Annotated in this window: 12 protein-coding genes and 1 pseudogene; 6 read left to right on the forward strand and 7 right to left on the reverse strand. The window is 70.4% G+C overall.

The window, feature by feature from the left end:
* Positions 1–177: 177 nt before the first annotated feature.
* Positions 178–618: a MarR family winged helix-turn-helix transcriptional regulator gene (locus tag ACO1BR_RS37870; protein WP_426799656.1), complete on the reverse strand. Its 441-nt coding sequence runs from the start codon at positions 616–618 to the stop codon at positions 178–180.
* A 137-nt stretch (positions 619–755) separates the two neighbouring features.
* On the opposite strand from ACO1BR_RS37870, the pseudogene ACO1BR_RS37875 reads away from it, so the two are divergent.
* The 6 genes and pseudogenes from ACO1BR_RS37875 to ACO1BR_RS37900 all read left to right on the forward strand — a co-directional run.
* Positions 756–2,237: pseudogene (locus ACO1BR_RS37875) on the forward strand (MFS transporter); the annotation flags it as partial.
* 150 nt (positions 2,238–2,387) lie between these two features.
* Positions 2,388–2,894, forward strand: coding sequence for an MSCRAMM family protein (locus ACO1BR_RS37880; protein ID WP_426799678.1), 507 nt, complete (start codon positions 2,388–2,390; stop codon positions 2,892–2,894).
* Positions 2,895–3,038: 144 nt separating this feature from the next.
* Positions 3,039–4,166 (forward strand): NADH:flavin oxidoreductase, encoded by a 1,128-nt coding sequence (locus ACO1BR_RS37885; protein WP_426799657.1) that lies wholly within the window; start codon positions 3,039–3,041, stop codon positions 4,164–4,166.
* A 716-nt stretch (positions 4,167–4,882) separates the two neighbouring features.
* Positions 4,883–5,191 carry a hypothetical protein gene (locus ACO1BR_RS37890; protein WP_426799658.1) on the forward strand — a complete coding sequence of 103 codons (309 nt, stop codon included), beginning with the start codon at positions 4,883–4,885 and terminating at the stop codon, positions 5,189–5,191.
* A gap of 150 nt (positions 5,192–5,341) precedes the next feature.
* The gene (locus tag ACO1BR_RS37895; protein ID WP_426799659.1) at positions 5,342–6,733 is read left to right on the forward strand and encodes an ammonium transporter; all 1,392 of its coding nucleotides are present in this window, start codon (positions 5,342–5,344) and stop codon (positions 6,731–6,733) included.
* A gap of 39 nt (positions 6,734–6,772) precedes the next feature.
* Positions 6,773–8,119 carry an ammonium transporter gene (locus tag ACO1BR_RS37900; RefSeq protein WP_426799660.1) on the forward strand — a complete coding sequence of 449 codons (1,347 nt, stop codon included), beginning with the start codon at positions 6,773–6,775 and terminating at the stop codon, positions 8,117–8,119.
* Positions 8,120–8,518: 399 nt separating this feature from the next.
* Here the strand turns inward: ACO1BR_RS37900 and ACO1BR_RS37905 are convergent, their stop codons facing one another.
* The 6 genes from ACO1BR_RS37905 to pgsB all read right to left on the reverse strand — a co-directional run bounded on the left by ACO1BR_RS37905 (position 8,519) and on the right by pgsB (position 15,738).
* The gene (locus ACO1BR_RS37905; protein WP_426799661.1) at positions 8,519–10,102 is read right to left on the reverse strand and encodes a hypothetical protein; all 1,584 of its coding nucleotides are present in this window, start codon (positions 10,100–10,102) and stop codon (positions 8,519–8,521) included.
* Positions 10,103–10,478: 376 nt separating this feature from the next.
* Positions 10,479–10,625 (reverse strand): hypothetical protein, encoded by a 147-nt coding sequence (locus ACO1BR_RS37910; protein ID WP_159506465.1) that lies wholly within the window; start codon positions 10,623–10,625, stop codon positions 10,479–10,481.
* A gap of 240 nt (positions 10,626–10,865) precedes the next feature.
* Positions 10,866–12,779: an ArnT family glycosyltransferase gene (locus ACO1BR_RS37915; RefSeq protein WP_426799662.1), complete on the reverse strand. Its 1,914-nt coding sequence runs from the start codon at positions 12,777–12,779 to the stop codon at positions 10,866–10,868.
* A 52-nt stretch (positions 12,780–12,831) separates the two neighbouring features.
* On the reverse strand, positions 12,832–13,872 hold the full coding sequence (locus ACO1BR_RS37920) for an NlpC/P60 family protein (RefSeq protein ID WP_426799663.1): 1,041 nt from the start codon (positions 13,870–13,872) through the stop codon (positions 12,832–12,834).
* Positions 13,873–13,921: 49 nt separating this feature from the next.
* Positions 13,922–14,404, reverse strand: coding sequence for a poly-gamma-glutamate biosynthesis protein PgsC/CapC (locus ACO1BR_RS37925; RefSeq protein ID WP_159506468.1), 483 nt, complete (start codon positions 14,402–14,404; stop codon positions 13,922–13,924).
* Entirely contained in the window at positions 14,401–15,738 is a 1,338-nt protein-coding gene (gene pgsB, locus ACO1BR_RS37930) for a poly-gamma-glutamate synthase PgsB (protein ID WP_426799664.1), read from the reverse strand. Before pgsB ends, ACO1BR_RS37925 begins: the two co-directional genes overlap by 4 nt.
* Between the last annotated feature and the right edge of the window lie 6 nt (positions 15,739–15,744).

Here is a 15,744-nt window from a genome sequence, read left to right on the forward strand (position 1 = left end):
ACACGCGACACCGACCACAAAGGCCAACGTGACGAACCCCAAGTGGTTACGGCTCGATAGCCGTACGCACCAGTGGCCATGTCGAAGCCCGGCTCCGCCCCGAAGTCCGGCTTCGCCCTGCCCGAAGTCCGGCTCCGCCCCGGAGACGGGCGTTGCGCCCAGGCAGCGGGAGGGGCGTCAGGCGCTCTTCTCCATCGCCGGTCGCAGGCGTTGCAGCAGGGCGTAGAGCGTCGCACTGTCGGCTTCGCCCAGGGCGTCAAGGGCGCCGTGCGTCTCCTGCATCTCCTCGCGCACACAACGAATGATCTCGCGGCCCGCGTCGGTCGCGACGACGTTCTTCACCCGGCGGTCCGCGGGGTGAGCTTCACGGCGGACCAGCTCGCGGGCCTCCAGGCGGTCCACGATCCCCGTGACGTTCGACGCGTCGCAGACCAGCAGGGCGGCGAGGCCGCGCATCGGCAGCGGGCCGTCGAGCTGGGCGAGGACCTTGGCCTGCATGGCGGTGAGGCCGTGGTGGGCGGCGGCAGCGGCGAAATCGCGCCACTGGGCGGTACCGATGGCGGCGAGCAGCTCCAGCAGCTGGAGCTTGGTGGGGGCCTGCGGGGCGGTGGCGCTCATAGCTGGAGCGTACCCAAGATGCTTCACATCATCAATTGTTTACTTGACCATCTTAAGTATCTCGGTCTACCGTCTGCGGAAGTACTTCATGTCATCAAACATCTACGATCTGAAACACCGAGAAGGTCCCGCCAGCCATGAGCCACGCCGCATCCGCATCCGCCCCCGCCGCCGGGCGACGGAACGAGACGGTCATCGTCTTCGCCCTGAGCCTGGCCGCCATGGTCGTGTCGATGATGCAGACCCTGCCCGTCCCGATCCTGGGCCTGATCCAGAGGGACCTCGGCACCTCGACCGCCAATGTCAGCTGGGTGACCACCGCCACACTGCTGTCCGCCGCCGTCTTCACCCCGCTGCTCGGCCGCTTCGGCGACCAGCACGGCAAGAAGCCCACCCTGGTGGCCGTGCTCGTCGTCATGGTCGCGGGCTCCGTCATCGCCGCGGTCGCGAACTCGCTGCCGCTGCTGATCCTGGGCCGGGTGCTCCAGGGTGCCGCCACCGCGATCTTCCCGCTGGCCCTTTCCGTCCTGCGTGAAGAGGTCCGGCCGCAGAAGCTGCCCGGCGCCATGGCACTGGTCAGCGGCACCCTCGCCTTCGGCAGCGGGCTCGCGCTCGTCGCCACGGGCCTGCTCACCTCCGGCGCCGACGCCGACTACCGCAACGCCTTCTGGATGGCGACCGGCTTCGCGCTCCTCGCCCTGCTCGCCGTCGTCTTCCTGGTCCCGGCGACCCGGCACAAGACCGGCGGGCGCACCGACTTTCTCGGCGCGCTGACCCTCGGCGTCGCCCTGCTGCTGCTCCTGCTGCCGATCTCCCAGGGCCACGAGTGGGGCTGGTCCTCCGGCCGCACGCTGGGAGCCTTCGCCGGCGCGGTCGTCATGACCGCGGTCTGGGTCCTGGTCGAGCTCAAGGTGCGCGAGCCCCTCGTCGACATGCGGATGTTCGTCCACCGCCCGGTCCTCATGGCCAATCTGGCCGGCATCCTCGTCGGCTTCGGCATGTTCGCGAACTTCCTCGGCGTCTCCTACCTCGTGCAGATGCCCAAGGCACTCACCGGCTTCGGCTTCGGCGCCTCCATCCTGCGCGCGTCCGTCGAGTTCCTGCTGCCCGGCGCGATCGTCTCCCTGCTCGCCTCGCCGATCGGCGGCCGGCTCGTCCGACACCACGGCCCCCGGTACGTGCTCGGCATGGCCGCCGCGTTCGGAGCCGTCGGCTTCGGCTGGCTGGCCCTCGACCACGCCCACACCGCCTCGGTCATCGGAGCCGGCCTCATGACCGGCGCGGCCGTCAGCTTCGGCTACGCCGCCATGCCCGCCGTCATCATGGCGAGCGTCCCGCACCACCAAAGCGGAATCGCCAACGGCATCAACTCGATCTCCCGCTCCACCGGCAGCGCGATCGGCAGCGCCGTCGTCACCACGATCCTGGCCTCCAAGACCATCGAGCACCTGCCCGCGGGCGTTCCGCCGCTGCCCGCCGAATCCGGGTTCACCCTCACCTTCGGCATCGGGGCCGTCGCCTTCGCGCTGGTCTCGGTGATCGGCGGGCTCGGCCTGCGCGGACAGCACGGCCCCCGGGTCGTCGAGGCGGGCAGGGACAGTGCGGGCACCTCGTCAACTCCGGTAGTGGAGAACGTCGTTGACGATCCGGTGGCGGAGCCTGCCGGCCGGGCCGATCCGGTCCAAGCCGATGCAGTCCAGGCCGACACGGTCCAGGCCGATGCGGTCCAGGTCGCTTCCGTCCCGGCCGGGGCCGGGTTCCACGGCGTGGTGCGGAACACCGAGGGCGAGGTGCTGGACGGTGCCGCCCTCACCCTTGTCTCGCCGGACGGGCGGCAGGTGGGCCGCACGGCCTCCCACCCCGACGGCCGGTACGCGCTGGACGCCCCGGCCGACGGCCCGTACGTCCTGATCGCGACCGCCGACGGCCATCAGCCGCAGGCCGCCACGGTCATGGCGGCGGCCACCCCGGTCCCGTACGGCATCCGACTTCCCCGCGCCACAGGGCCGGCCGGTCTGCAGGTGCGGGGCACCGTACGCGCCGGGGAGGGCGGCCGTCCGCTGCCCGACGCCCGACTGACGCTGGTGGACGCCGCCGGGAACGTGGTGCGTACCACCATCACGGATGCCGACGGCTCGTACGCCCTGACCGACCTGACGGCGGGCGAGTACTCGCTCATCGCCAGCGGCTACCCGCCGGTGGCGTCGGCGCTCGCCGTCGAGGGCCGCGGTACGGACGGCTTCGACGTGGCCCTGGCACACCCCGCGGCGCGGTAGGCGGCGATGTCCCGGATCACAGACAGCTCGCCGGACAGGCGCAATGCGGTGCCCCCGGACGGTCGGCCCCTACGTCCGTTCCATGCGCCTCACACGTCTTCCTCTTCCTCCCTACCGATACCGATGCTTACAAGGAGCACCCCCATGACCGCCTCTGCGTCCGCCGCCTCCCGCACGGCCGAGATCCTCGCCCGCCCTGTCGCGCTGAACGGCCTGACCGTCCCCAACCGCATCGCGATGGCACCCATGACGCGGATGTTCTCGCCGGACGGCATCCCCGGTGAGGACGTGCGGTCGTACTACGCCCGCCGCGCCGCCGCCGGCGTGGGCCTGATCGTCACCGAAGGCACCTACGTCGGCCACGAGTCGGCCGGAAACAGCGACCGCGTACCGCGGTTCCACGGCGAAGAGCAGCTGGCGGGCTGGGCGAAGGTCGCCGAGGCCGTCCACGCCGCAGGCGGCACGATCGTGCCGCAGCTGTGGCACATCGGCATGGTGCGCAAGCAGGGCGAACCGCCCTACGCCCACGCCCCCGCCGTCGGCCCCTCCGGCATCCGCGTCGACGGCACCGAGGGCGGCGGCAAGGCCATGGCCCGAGGCGACCTGGACGACGTCATCGGCGCCTTCGCCGAAGCCGCTGCCGCGGCCGAGCGGATCGGCTTCGACGGCGTCGAACTGCACGGCGCCCACGGCTACCTCCTCGACCAGTTCCTGTGGGCCGGCACCAACCGCCGCTCCGACGCCTACGGCGGCGACGCCGTGGCCCGTACGAAGTTCGCCGCCGAGATCGTCGCCGCGGTCCGCGAAACCGTCTCCCCCGACTTCCCGGTCATCTTCCGCTACTCGCAGTGGAAGCAGGAGGCGTACGACGCCAGGCTCGCGGAGACCCCTGAGGACCTGGAGGCGATCCTGGCCCCGCTCACCGCGGCCGGCGTCGACGCCTTCCACGCCTCCACCCGCCGCTACTGGCTCCCCGAATTCGAAGGCTCCGAACTCAACCTGGCAGGCTGGACCAAGAAGCTCACCGGCAAGCCCACCATCACCGTCGGCTCGGTCGGCCTCGACGGCGACTTCCTCCGCGCCTTCGCGGGCGAAGGCGCCGCGGTCGGCAGCATCGACAACCTCCTCGACCGCCTGGAACGCGACGAGTTCGACCTGGTCGCCGTCGGCCGCGCCCTCCTCCAGGACCCCCACTGGGCGGCCAAGATCCTGGGAAACCGCTTCGAGGAACTTCAGCCGTACGACGCCGCGGCTCTCAAGACCCTGAGCTAGGCGTAGCCCGAGGCCCGGTCGAGGGGAGCGCATGCGCGTGACGGCCGACCCTCGACCACGCCTCGGTGGCAGACAGAACAGCCTCGTATGACGGAGGGCGCCGGTTTTCACCGGTGCCCTCCTGTCGTTCCAGGTCAGGCCGTCCCACCAAGCAGTGACATGCCGGCGAACGTGCCTCAGGCGCCAGCCGGATCTCTGGGCGATCCACCTGCTGGTGCCGCATCAGCCAACGTCCGCACCGGTGTTGGGGGTGGCCGTCCGTCGGTGTCGTCGGCTCGCCGTTATGCGGCGGGGTCGACACATGCGGGTGGATCGTCCCCGGGGGACGTCCTCGCCCGCCCTCAGGGCCACGCAGGTCAATGACAAACCGGCTTCGATCGTCATATACCGAGCGGCAGGCGTCGATTTCCAGCAATTGACCGTTGGCCGACCCGTTTTCGCTTGCGGCCACGGATAAAGAAAAGCCCAAACCCTTCAGCCATGCGTTGACGAACCCCGTGGTCACCCTTACGTTGCATTTCGAACGGAAGTAGATTTCCGCATTACGGAATACGTCCTCATGGGTGCCGCGCACCCCGACGCGCGGACGTCCCCGCGCCCGCAGAAGGAGCGCCTCCATGCATCTCGCTCCACTGGAGATCGACAAGCTCTGCGTCCACGGCGTCGCCGATCTGGCCGGCTGGCGCCGTGGTCATGATCCGATCGGCGCCTGAGAGATGAGACCGGCTCCCCGATCCGGCCTGGGGCACCCGCGGCCCGCCGCTCTCGTCCTGGTCGAAGGGCACGAGAGCGCCCAGGCCGGCAGGCTCGGCCCACTCGCCGACGAAGGGCCTACATTCCGCACTGTCGCCGTCGACCGTCCCGTACCGCACAGCTCACGGCGCCGCCGGCGCACCGTGGTCGACGTCGCTCCCTCGGCCGGTGTCCTGGCCGGCGAGACCGTGCTGCCCGAGGGCTCCGGGGCCCGGCACCGCGCCCCGGCAGCGACTCCCCCACGGTTACCGCGGCCGCCCGCCGACGCCTGATGCCGCACGCCGGCTCCTGATCGGCGTACCGGCCTTGGTGAGGCGTACCGGCCCTGGCGATGCGTACGTCCTGACCCGCACCCACGCCACCCCCCTTGTCTCCGCCACCGTGCCGATCAAGCACGGCGCCCCCTACCCGGAAAGACTCGGATGCCTACCACTCTCGATACGGGCAACACCGCGTGGCTCATGGCGAGTACCGCCATGGTGCTGCTGATGACGCCCGGCCTTGCCTTCTTCTACGGCGGCATGGTCAAGACCAAGCACGTGCTGGTCATGCTCAAGATGAGCTTCGTCTGCCTGGCCCTGGTCACCCTGCTGTGGCTGGCCATCGGCTACAGCCTGGCCTTCGGCAAGGACGTCGGCGGCTGGGGCCTGATCGGCTCCCCCGCGCACTGGATGATGCACGACGTCGGGATGACCAGCCTCAACGGTTCCATCCCCACCGTCATCTTCTCCAGCTTCCAGATGGCCTTCGCCATCATCACCGTGGCCCTGATCAGCGGCTCCATCGCTGGTCGCGCGACCATGCGCGGCTGGCTGTGGTTCGTGGTGGCGTGGACCCTCTTCGTCTATGTGCCGATGGCGCACTGGGTGTTCGCGCCCGACGGGTGGGTCACCGCCCACCTCGGCGCTCTGGACTTCGCCGGTGGTATGCCGGTGGAGATCAACTCCGGTGCGGCCGGCCTCGCGGTGGCGATCGTGGTCCGCAAGCGCAAGGACTTCGAGCGGGAGACCATCCGGCCGCACAACCTGCCGCTGGTCGTGGTCGGTCTCGCGCTGCTGTGGTTCGGCTGGTTCGGCTTCAACGCCGGCTCCGCGCTGCAGTCCGGCGGCAGCGCTCCGATGGCCTTCCTCAACACCCAACTCGCCGCCTGCGGCGCGATGGTCGGCTGGCCGCTGATCGAGAAGTGGCGGCTCGGACACGTCGAGATGCTCGGTGTGGCGTCGGCGGCCGTCGCGGGCATGGTCGCCATCACCCCGGCCTGTGGTGAGGTCTCGCCGATCGGCGCCCTGGTGATCGGCTTTGTCGCGGGCGTGGTCTGCGCCTTCGCCATCAACCTCAAGTACAAGCTGCGCTACGACGACACCCTCGACGTGGTAGGCGTACACGGCTGGGGCGGCATCGTCGGCGTCCTGGGCATCGGCCTGTTCGCCACCTTCCAGATGAGCGGCAAGAAGGGCCTGTTCTACGGCGGCGGCGTCGACCTGCTGTGGCGCCAGGCCGTCGGCGTGGTGGTGTGCGCGGCCTTCTCCTTCGGCGTGACCTGGCTGATCGCCCAGGCCATCGAGAGGACGGTCGGCTTCCGGGCCGCCGAGGAGTACGAGCATGTCCCCGGCGCGGAGGAGGAGCAGGCGTACGACGACGAGACCATCGCCGAGATCCGCCGGCGGCTGGTGCAGGCCCGGGTCCCCGTCACCGTGGCCACGAGTGGCGCGGAGGCCGGTTCCGGCAGCGCCGACGCCGGTGGCGGCAGCGCCGACGCCGAGCTGCTGGCCGAGCTCCGGGAGGTCCTCCAGCGACGGGAGCAGGAGAAGTGACGACTGCTCACCCTCCGTCCGTCGAATCGAGGAACTGACATGTCCCACATCTTCGACACGGGCAACGCCTCCTGGTTGATCATGGCCGCGGCCATGGTGCTGCTCATGGCCCCGGGACTGGCCTTCTTCTACGGCGGCATGGTGAAGACCAGTCAGGTCATCACCATGCTCAAGATGTGCTTCGGCTGTGTGGTGCTGGTCAGCATCATCTGGTTCGCGTTCGGCTACACCCTCGCCTTCGGCAAGGACGCCGGCGGGCTCGGGCTGATCGGCGGGCTGGGCCATGTCTTCATGTCCGGCGTGGGTCTGGAGAGCCGCACCGGCGACATCCCCACCGTGACCTTCTCGGTCTTCCACATGTCCTTCGCCATCGTGACGGTCGCGCTGATCAGCGGCTCGGTGGCCGGACGGGCCAAGATGAACGGCTGGCTGGTCTTCGTCTGCGCCTGGACCCTGCTCGTCTACGTCCCGATGGCGCACTGGGTTTTCGCGCCGGACGGATGGGTGTCCAGGCAGCTCGGCGCCGTCGACTTCTCCGGCGGTACGGTGGTCGAACTCGCCTCCGGCGCGGCCGGCCTGGCACTGGCCGCGGTCGCCGGGCGGCGGGAGGACTTCGAGCGTCAGCCGATCCGCCCGCACAACCTGCCGCTGGTGGTCATCGGCCTGTCCCTGCTGTGGTTCGGCTGGTTCGGCTTCAACACCGGCTCCTCCCTCGGCGTGCCGGGCGCGGCGGCGATGGGCTTCGTCAACACCCAGTTCGCCGCCGGTGCCGCCATGGCGGGCTGGGCGGTGACCAGCTACTGCCGCACCCGCCAGGTCGGTCTGCTCGACATCAGCATGGGCGCCGTCACCGGCATGGTCGCGATGACCCCGGCCGCCGGCGACGTCACCCCGTTCTGGGCTGTCGCGATCGGTTTCCTGGCCGGTCTGACCTGCGCCTTCGCGATCAGCTGGAAGTACCGCTTCGGAGTCGACGACACCCTGGACGTGGTCGGCATCCACGGCTGGGGCGGGCTGTTCGGCATGGTGATGGTCGGCCTCGCCGCGACCGGAACGATGACCGGCAAGAAGGGCCTGTTCTACGGCGGCGGCTGGGACCTGCTCGGCAAGCAACTGGTGGCCGTGCTGGTCATCGGCCTGTTCTCGTTCGCCATGACCGCGCTGATCGGCAAGCTGGTCGACCGCACCATCGGCCTCCGCCAGTCGCACGGGGCCGAGGAACACGAGCAGGTCTACCAGAACGACTGGGACGTCCAGTTCAAGGAGATCGCGGACGCGCTCCGCGGCAGCGGTGTCAACGAGGGCGCCTCCGAGCCGGATGCGAGCGCACTGCTCGACCAGGTCCGCCGCATCCTGGCGGCCGACCCGGAGCAGCTGCGGGACTGATCCCTGAAGGTCGGCAACCCACCCTGGGCTGCCGCCTGAGCCACGGCTCCGGCNGGTGTCAACGAGGGCGCCTCCGAGCCGGATGCGAGCGCACTGCTCGACCAGGTCCGCCGCATCCTGGCGGCCGACCCGGAGCAGCTGCGGGACTGATCCCTGAAGGTCGGCAACCCACCCTGGGCTGCCGCCTGAGCCACGGCTCCGGCGGCAGCCCAGTGCTGCTTGGCCTGATCGTCCATGCGGCCGCCCACACCGTGAGGTCGTCGGTGCCGCGACAACGCCAGGGTGTTTCCCGCTCGGGGGGGACGGCTCTCTCTGGTGGGCGTGACTCTGTTCCCGCGTATCGGGGGCTCGTCGTGACCGGCCCTGGGGCCGGCTCGTGTTCCGGCCCCGGAGGTTCGCTCAACGGTTGAGGAGGATGACCGCCGCGGAGTAGGGGTCGAGGCTCGTCGGGGCCGCGCCACGGTGGGTGGCGGGGGCGGAGTCGCCGCGCCGCCAGGTGAGCGTGCGGTCGCTGTGGTAGCCGGCCGGAAGGGAGAGATGGATGGACTGGGCCTGCTTGGGGTCCTTGTTGACCACGACGACGGCCAGTGTGCCGTCCGCTCGACGGACCGCGTGGGTGGCGAGGGTGCTGTTGCCACCGGTGGTGGTCGTGGCGAGGGTGGCGCCTCCGCCCTGGAGAGCGGTGGTCAGCATCCGCAGGGTGTGGTACGGCGCGAACGGCGTGCCGACCGGCGGCTCGCAGTGCTTCTTCTTGGGCTGGTCCCACGGGCACTTCCCGGAGGACAGCAACCCGAGGTCGCCCCAGCCGCCGTCCTTCGTAGCGCTCGGTCCGTTGTACAGAGCCCACCAGTCAACGTTCGAGACGCCGTTCTCCAGCAGTGACAGGTTGCTGTCCAGCAGGTAGAGCGCGCCCACCGCGTTGTCCTGCTGCTGCGTCGGGAAGACGCCGGAGTTGCTCTCACCCGCGACGATGTCGAGGTGATGGCGCGGCCCCGACGCCCGATCCAGACTCGCCCGCAGCGCCTTCAGCACGGGCGCCGTGTGCGCGGTGTCGGCGAGCACCGACGCGTCGTCGAACTTCCCGCTGAACGTGGGGTGGTACCAGTGGATGTCGACGAAGTCGACGGCCTTCGCAAGCCCCGGCGTGTTCAGAACCGCGTCGTCCCACTCCTTCAGCTTGCTCTTTCCCGGATCGTGCGCCGTCGCCGGGTCGCTGGGGAAGAACTCGATGCCGACGCGGATACTCGGGTCGACGGCCTTCATCGCCTTCGCGTAGGCGATGGAGTTGCGGGCGTAGGCGGCCGGCGACTTGTCGGCGTGCGCGTCGGGCTCCTTGGGCGCGGGGTATTTGGGGTTGCTGAACCAGCCGTTGAGGTACGTCTCCTCGCCGACGACCCAGTCGTGCACGTGGTAGTGGTGGGTGCGGTTGGCGTACCGGACCCAGGCTGCGGCCTCACGCGGGTCACCGGGCTTGGGGTGCTCCTTGGTGCTCGGGTGGGCCTTGGTGTCCGTCGGGCCGGTGCCGTAGTTGACGTGCACCAGCATGCCGGCGTGTGCGTCCTGGGCGGTCTTCGCGAACTGGTCGAAGGTGAAGGTCGGGTCGAGGTCCTGGTATCCCCCGTTGTCCTTGCCGTTCGGGTCGGGGCTCAGCCAGCCGCCGTTCTGGAAGTGGTACAGGTCGCTGGGCCCGCCGGCGTTGAACGACAGGGTTGTGATGCCTGCCCTGCGGATGAGCTCCGGGGTGTCCGACCTGGTGAGGTACGGGTTCCAGAACGGCGTGTTCACCCCGACTGCGTGCGACGAGAAGGTGCTGGTCACGCGGTCCGTGACCTGGATGTCGGCAGCCGGCATGGACCCGGACGACGCGGCGCCGAGCGCCGTGGCGCTGGGCGAAGCGGCTGTTCCGGCGAGCGCGGCCGTGGCGGCGGCCAGGGCGAAGGCGCGGTTCCGGTTGCGGTTGCGGTTGCGGTTGCGTGGTGACATGGCGTGCGGGCCTTCCGCTCGGTGCGGATCACCAAGCGGTGATCCGACCTCAATCTGCCAAGACTGCCGCGCAGTCGGCAGACCCGTCTGTCACGGATCCGCACTGACGAATGTCACAGAGCCGGATGCGCTCATTCCACACCGTGCCCGCAAGAGGCGTAGCCCGCTCAACGCCCTTTGCATTGCGCCCTCTTGGAACCTTCCAGACCGGTGACGGGCGCCAGCCAGGCAGATCCTTCCACGGGGCGAGAAGTTCGACCGGAGCACGGTCCGGTCCTCGCGGGGATGCGGTGCGGGGTGGGCGCGGGCGGCAACCAGGGGGTGAGGGGCACACTGCCGTGGTGGGCGCCGCGCCCGCCGATGAGGGAATCGACGGTTACAGGATGAGCCCCGGTCCCAGTGCGGGAACGAGGGCGGTGTTGCTCTCGGGGCCTTCGGAGAATGCCTGGGCCGGCGCGGCGAGGGCGAGGCCGGCCAGGGAGAGCAGGACGGCGGTCGCCAGGACGGTGAATGAACGTCGCATGTGCTTCATGGAGTCCTCTCGCCGCACGCGGACTGTGCACAGCACGCGCGGTGCGTTGTTGCCGGCCACGGGGCCAGGATCGATTTTCGCCAGGAGGGTTCCCCTGTTTCTCCTGTGCAAACACACAGTCACTCGCGTGACAGGTTTCTACCGGCCTGGCCGGGGGCGGGAGGGATGCTCCCGTCAGGTCACCGGGCACCTGACCGGCGGCCGACGGTCTGTGGAGGCAGGCCGAGCAGGTCAGTTGTCCCGTCGAGCGCAGTCGTAGAGGGTGAAGCTTCCGTCCGAGGTGCGACCGTAGGCGCTGGGCGGGATGCGGGTGCAGATGCTCCTCACCCAGGCCGTTGCCGGTGTGGACGGGCGGCGCGTGGTCAGCAGGGCGTAGCGCAGGTGGTGGGTGGCGACCAGGTCGCTCAGCCGCAACGGGGTCGGATACGGCGTCAGGCCGGTGAAGCCGCCCATGACCAACAGGGGTTGGGAGGTGGCGCGCAGCAGGGGTTCGGCGCCGTAGGCGGCTTGGGTGGCGAGCAGGTACTGCTCTCCGGAGCGGTGCGCGGACAGGTAGCTCAGCAGTGCGGCGTCGCGCGGCGACGGCTGGTTCAAAGGGTTTCGCGGGATCCTGACCCGGTGGTGGTGCGCACCCTGATAGCCGGGTCCGACCGGTCCGGCCAGTGGCTCGATGGGTGAGCCGGGATACCGCCGGTCCAGGCAGGAGGCGGCCCAGACGGCCGGCGCGAGCAGTACGGCCGCCAGGGCCGCCGCGAGGGCGCCGTGCACCGCCCGGCGCGTGGTGTCCGGCCCGCTGGTCCACAGACCGACGGTCCCGCACAGGCCGAGCATCAACACCATCGGCAGCAGCCAGGGGGCGAATGCGCCGTGCGGGCCTTCCACGACAGCGGCCCACAGGACCGTGAGCCCGATCGCGACGGGCAGCGCGGCCCGGCGTCGGCCGCCGGCACGGTGCTCGGACCGGAACACGGCGAGGCCGCCACCGGTCAGCGCGGCGAGGGACGGGGCCAATACGGCGGTGTAGTAGCCGTGATTGCCGTTGGAGTTGCTGAAGACCACGACGTGCACCGCCAGCCAGCCGCCCCAGAGCAGGAACCCCGTCCGCAGCCTGTCGGTGCGCGGGAGTCCGGCGCGCCACCACACGCCCAGTACCAACGCCAGTACGGCGAGCGGCAGGAGCCAGGCGATCTGCGGGGCCAGGCTCTCGTTGACCAGCATGGTCCAGCCGGTGTTGCCGGTGGTGCGGCTGGCGGCGGTGCCGGCGACGGCGCCCAGCGCGTGCGGGTCGTGGCCGAACCGGCTCAGCCCGTTGTAGCCGAAGACCAGGGTGAAGGGGTTGTTGTTGGTGGTCCCGTCGATGTAGGGACGGTTCTCGGCGGGGGTTGCCCCCACCAGCAACAGCCAGGAGCAGGAGACGAGGACGGTGGTGACTCCGGCGAGCAGCAGCCGCCGGGCCCGCTCCAACGGTGAGCCGGGCGCGGCCAGTTGGTACACGGCGGCGAAGACCGGCAGCACGAGCCATGCCTGGAGCATCTTGGCCTGGAAGGCCAGCCCCACCCATGTTCCGCAGCCGAGCAGCGGCAGCAGTCCGCCGGTGGTGACGGCCCTTTGCAACGAGCCCGCGGCGAGGACCAGCAGCAGCACGAGCAGGGTGTCGGGGATGGTGTGCCGGTTGAGTGCGACGGTCATCGGGGTGAGGGTGAGGACCAGCGCGGCGAGCAGTCCCGCCGTGGGGCCGGCCCAGGCACGGACGATGCGGTACAGCACCCAGACGGCCAGTACGCCTTCCAGGACCTGCGGCAGTACCACCGCCCAGTTGTGCGGTCCGAAGAGCATGACGGAAAGGGCCTGCGGCCACAGCGCACCGGGGATCTTGTCCACGGTGACCGAGCCGCTCGGGTCGAGCCCGCCGTAGACGAAGGCATGCCAGTTCGCCGCCATGGACCGCACGGCCGCGCTGTAGTACGGGTGGACCCCTGCACGGTCGATACCCCAGGCGTAGAGCACCGCGGCGGCCGCCAGGATCAGCAGCAGGGCGAACAACTCCCAGTTGACAGACGGCCGTTGACGGCGCCTGGCGTGACAGGCGCGCCTGATGCGCCGGCACGGGTCGGTGGGAGCTCCGGTGAGGGGTGCGGTGGCCATGGCGGTGTCTCTCGTGCGGACGGGCTCGGATGCGAGGGGGGTTTCGTCGGCTTCACAGGCGGCGGGCCATGCGCAGCCCCCGGGCGTAGAAGCCATGGCCGTCGAGCGTCGCGCGGCCGGCCAGGTCGCCCATCGTGGGCCCGTTGGCCTGCGAGCGGCTGGAGTAGAAGCGCGGATGCCCGTCGTCGTCCGGCCCCAGGTACATGCCGCAGTGGTCGATGCCGTGCGGCCTGCCGATGTCGATGGAGAAGAAGACGAGGTCGCCGGGGAGCAGCAGGCTCAGGTCGGCGGGCGGCTGTCCGGTGTTGGGGATCAGCAGCACGCCGGGGGCGCGGGTGGCGAGGGCGTAGGCCCGGCGGGGCAGGCCGATCCCGTGGTTGTTGGTGGCGTGCATCGGGTAGCCCATGCGGTAGCCCCAGACCAGGCGCATGAAACCGGAGCAGTCCACGTCGCCGTAGCGTTCCTTCTCCGGGGACGTGTGGGTGCCGTCCGGGAAGGTCCAGGGAACGCCGAGGTAGTCGTAGAAGTCGGACTTCTCGTCGCGGTAGTGGAACGAATCGGGCTGCTGGCCGGGAACCTGCGGCCCGAAGTGGGCCTTGCCGGCGTAGCGCAGGCCCGATGCGGTGCGCACCTCGGGTGCCCCGTCACCGTACTGGAAGGCCACGGCGAGGGCGTCCGGGCTGCGGTCCGCGAGCGCCTTGGGGAACCACTCCCTGAACCAGCCGGTTCGCTCCCTGCCCTGGCTCCATGCGCTGCCCATCAGCCGCACCCAGGCATCGCCGTGGACCACCGCGCCGGTGGTGCGCGGCTCGCTCCAGGTACGGGTCGGGCCGGTCAGCAGGGCGGTGCGCGCGCCGTCGGTGAAGGTGGCCAGCACCCGGTCGTCGGCGGCGAGAACCACCGTGCGGGCGGGCGCGCCGCGGCGTTCGAAGCGGTAGCCGCCGGTCGGTATCGGGACGTCACCGTCCGGCAGGTCGCTTCGGGAACGCTGCCATGCGTATCCGCCGGCGACTGCGGCGGCGGCCAGGCCGGCGGCGGAGCCCAGGATCTGACGGCGGCTCGGCTTGCGGGGCGGGGTGGGGCCGGTGCCCATGGTGACCTCCTTTACGTGCGGACGGGTGCGGTGGACGCGGGCGCCTGCGTCAGCCGACGGGCAGCGCCCCCAGCAGCAGCCCGGCGACCAGCACCACATACGTGCCGAGGGTCACCGCGGTGGTGGAGATCACGGTGGCCGCCAGGGGTTGCCGAACGAGCTGATAGGCGATCAGGCCGGGGACGATGAAGCCCAGGGTCTGGGCGGTGTAGAGGAGCGGGAACTCGTGCTGGAGCGCGAGCATCACCGTGGTCTGGAGCAGCACCGCGGACAGCACCACGGCGGCGAACAGCCGTTTCCCGTAGAGGATCACATGTCGCTGGAGGAGCTTGGTCGCGGCGAGGGTGAGCGCGGTGACGCCGATCACCATCGCGGCCCGGACCACATCGGTGACGAGGGTCAGGGCCAGCCAGCCGGGGGTGATCATGCCGCCGGGAGAGAGGTTGGTGGTCAGGTAGCAGACCAGCGAGAAGACCAGTCCGAGGGCGATCCCCAGTGCGGCGGTCTGCGGAGTGACGTTGACGGGGATCACTGCTGCGTCCTTGTGGGCTCGTGCCGGACTGGGGCGAGGGCTGAGGAGGGGGGTAGGGCAGGCGGGCCGGGGGTGGGGGCGTTCAGCGACGCCACCCAGCGGTACGGCTCGGGCTCGGGCGGGTGCGCCACCGGAAGCGGCTCGTCGGCGGGGTCGGTGGGCAGCCTGCCGAGGTGTTCCAGGAACAGTTCGCCCTGGCCGTGGATGTTGCCGATGGCCACCAGCGAGGAATCCGGGCCCAGTTCGGCGAGGATGGCGCCGGTCAGCTCCTGGGCGTCGCGCCGGTCGCCGCCCAGGTCCACCACCCTGCCCGACGACCAGTCCGACGGGATGCCGTCGCGGGCACTCTTCGTCGGATGCCCGATGAGGAAGACCGTCTCCGGGTCCAGGTCGGGGACGATCGACCCCATCTGCCCGTTGCGTTCGACCCGGTCCGGGCGGCAGTTGACGACCACGTTCAACGGGCGTCGGATCGCGCCGAGTTCGGCCAACTGGCGGACGTTCATCAGCGTCGACTCGGGGTCGTTGGCGGCGAAGACGTTGGCGAAACGCAGCTGCTTGCCGTCCGGTGTGCGGTAGCGCTCGACCGAGAGGACGCCGGGGTCCGGTGGCGCGTCCCACATGCCGCGCAGCGCGGTGGCCCGGTCCACGCCGAGCAGTTCGGCCACCGCCAGCGCGATGGCGACGTTCTCCTTGAACGTGAACCAGCTGAACCCGCGCAGCTCCTCGTCGGTGACCGACTCCGGATCGACCGTGATCAGGCGGCATCTCCGTTTGTCCGCCTCCTCCTTGAGGATGTGCAGCCGCTCCTGCTCGGCGGTGACGCAGATCCCGCCGACCGGCATCGACCTCGACAGCGAGCGGGCCACGTCGTCCAGCGTCGGGCCCATCTCGTCGAGGTGGTCCTCGCGGACGTTGCACAGCACGCCGATCGTGGAGCGGATCAGCTTCTCCTGGTTGATCTCCTGGAGTGCGGGCATCACCGCCATGCACTCGATCACCAGGGCGTCCGGACGGTAGGCCGCCGCGCGTCGGACGATGCCGATCTGTTCGACGACGTTCGCGATGCCCAACTTCCGGTACACCGGCTCCTCGGTGGCGTCCGGGTGGATGAACCGGGCGGCGGTGCCGGTGGTCTTGGCCACGGTGACCAGTCCCCCGCCGCGCAGCGCCCCCGCGCACAGCCGGGTGATGGAGCTCTTGCCGCGGATGCCGTTGACCAGCACCCGGGCGGGGATGTGCGCCAGCGCGGCGTAGTGGCGCCGCTGCTCCAGCACGCCGGCGACCAGCAGCACGGTGCAGCTCAGCAGCAGCACAACGTAGAGGAAAAGCACGACAGT

The sequence above is a fragment of the Streptomyces sp. YGL11-2 genome (assembly GCF_050054615.1).
GTDB lineage: Bacteria > Actinomycetota > Actinomycetes > Streptomycetales > Streptomycetaceae > Streptomyces.

Excerpts from the sequence above, each read along its gene's own strand:
- ACO1BR_RS37885 (WP_426799657.1), top strand. The coding sequence starts at position 3,039 with ATGACCGCCTCTGCGTCCGCCGCCTCCCGCACGGCCGAGATCCTCGCC.
- ACO1BR_RS37905 (WP_426799661.1), bottom strand. The coding sequence starts at position 10,102 with ATGTCACCACGCAACCGCAACCGCAACCGCAACCGGAACCGCGCCTTC.
- ACO1BR_RS37870 (WP_426799656.1), bottom strand. The coding sequence starts at position 618 with ATGAGCGCCACCGCCCCGCAGGCCCCCACCAAGCTCCAGCTGCTGGAG.
- ACO1BR_RS37900 (WP_426799660.1), top strand. The coding sequence starts at position 6,773 with ATGTCCCACATCTTCGACACGGGCAACGCCTCCTGGTTGATCATGGCC.
- ACO1BR_RS37920 (WP_426799663.1), bottom strand. The coding sequence starts at position 13,872 with ATGGGCACCGGCCCCACCCCGCCCCGCAAGCCGAGCCGCCGTCAGATC.
- ACO1BR_RS37890 (WP_426799658.1), top strand. The coding sequence starts at position 4,883 with ATGAGACCGGCTCCCCGATCCGGCCTGGGGCACCCGCGGCCCGCCGCT.
- ACO1BR_RS37915 (WP_426799662.1), bottom strand. The coding sequence starts at position 12,779 with ATGGCCACCGCACCCCTCACCGGAGCTCCCACCGACCCGTGCCGGCGC.
- ACO1BR_RS37895 (WP_426799659.1), top strand. The coding sequence starts at position 5,342 with ATGCCTACCACTCTCGATACGGGCAACACCGCGTGGCTCATGGCGAGT.
- ACO1BR_RS37910 (WP_159506465.1), bottom strand. The coding sequence starts at position 10,625 with ATGCGACGTTCATTCACCGTCCTGGCGACCGCCGTCCTGCTCTCCCTG.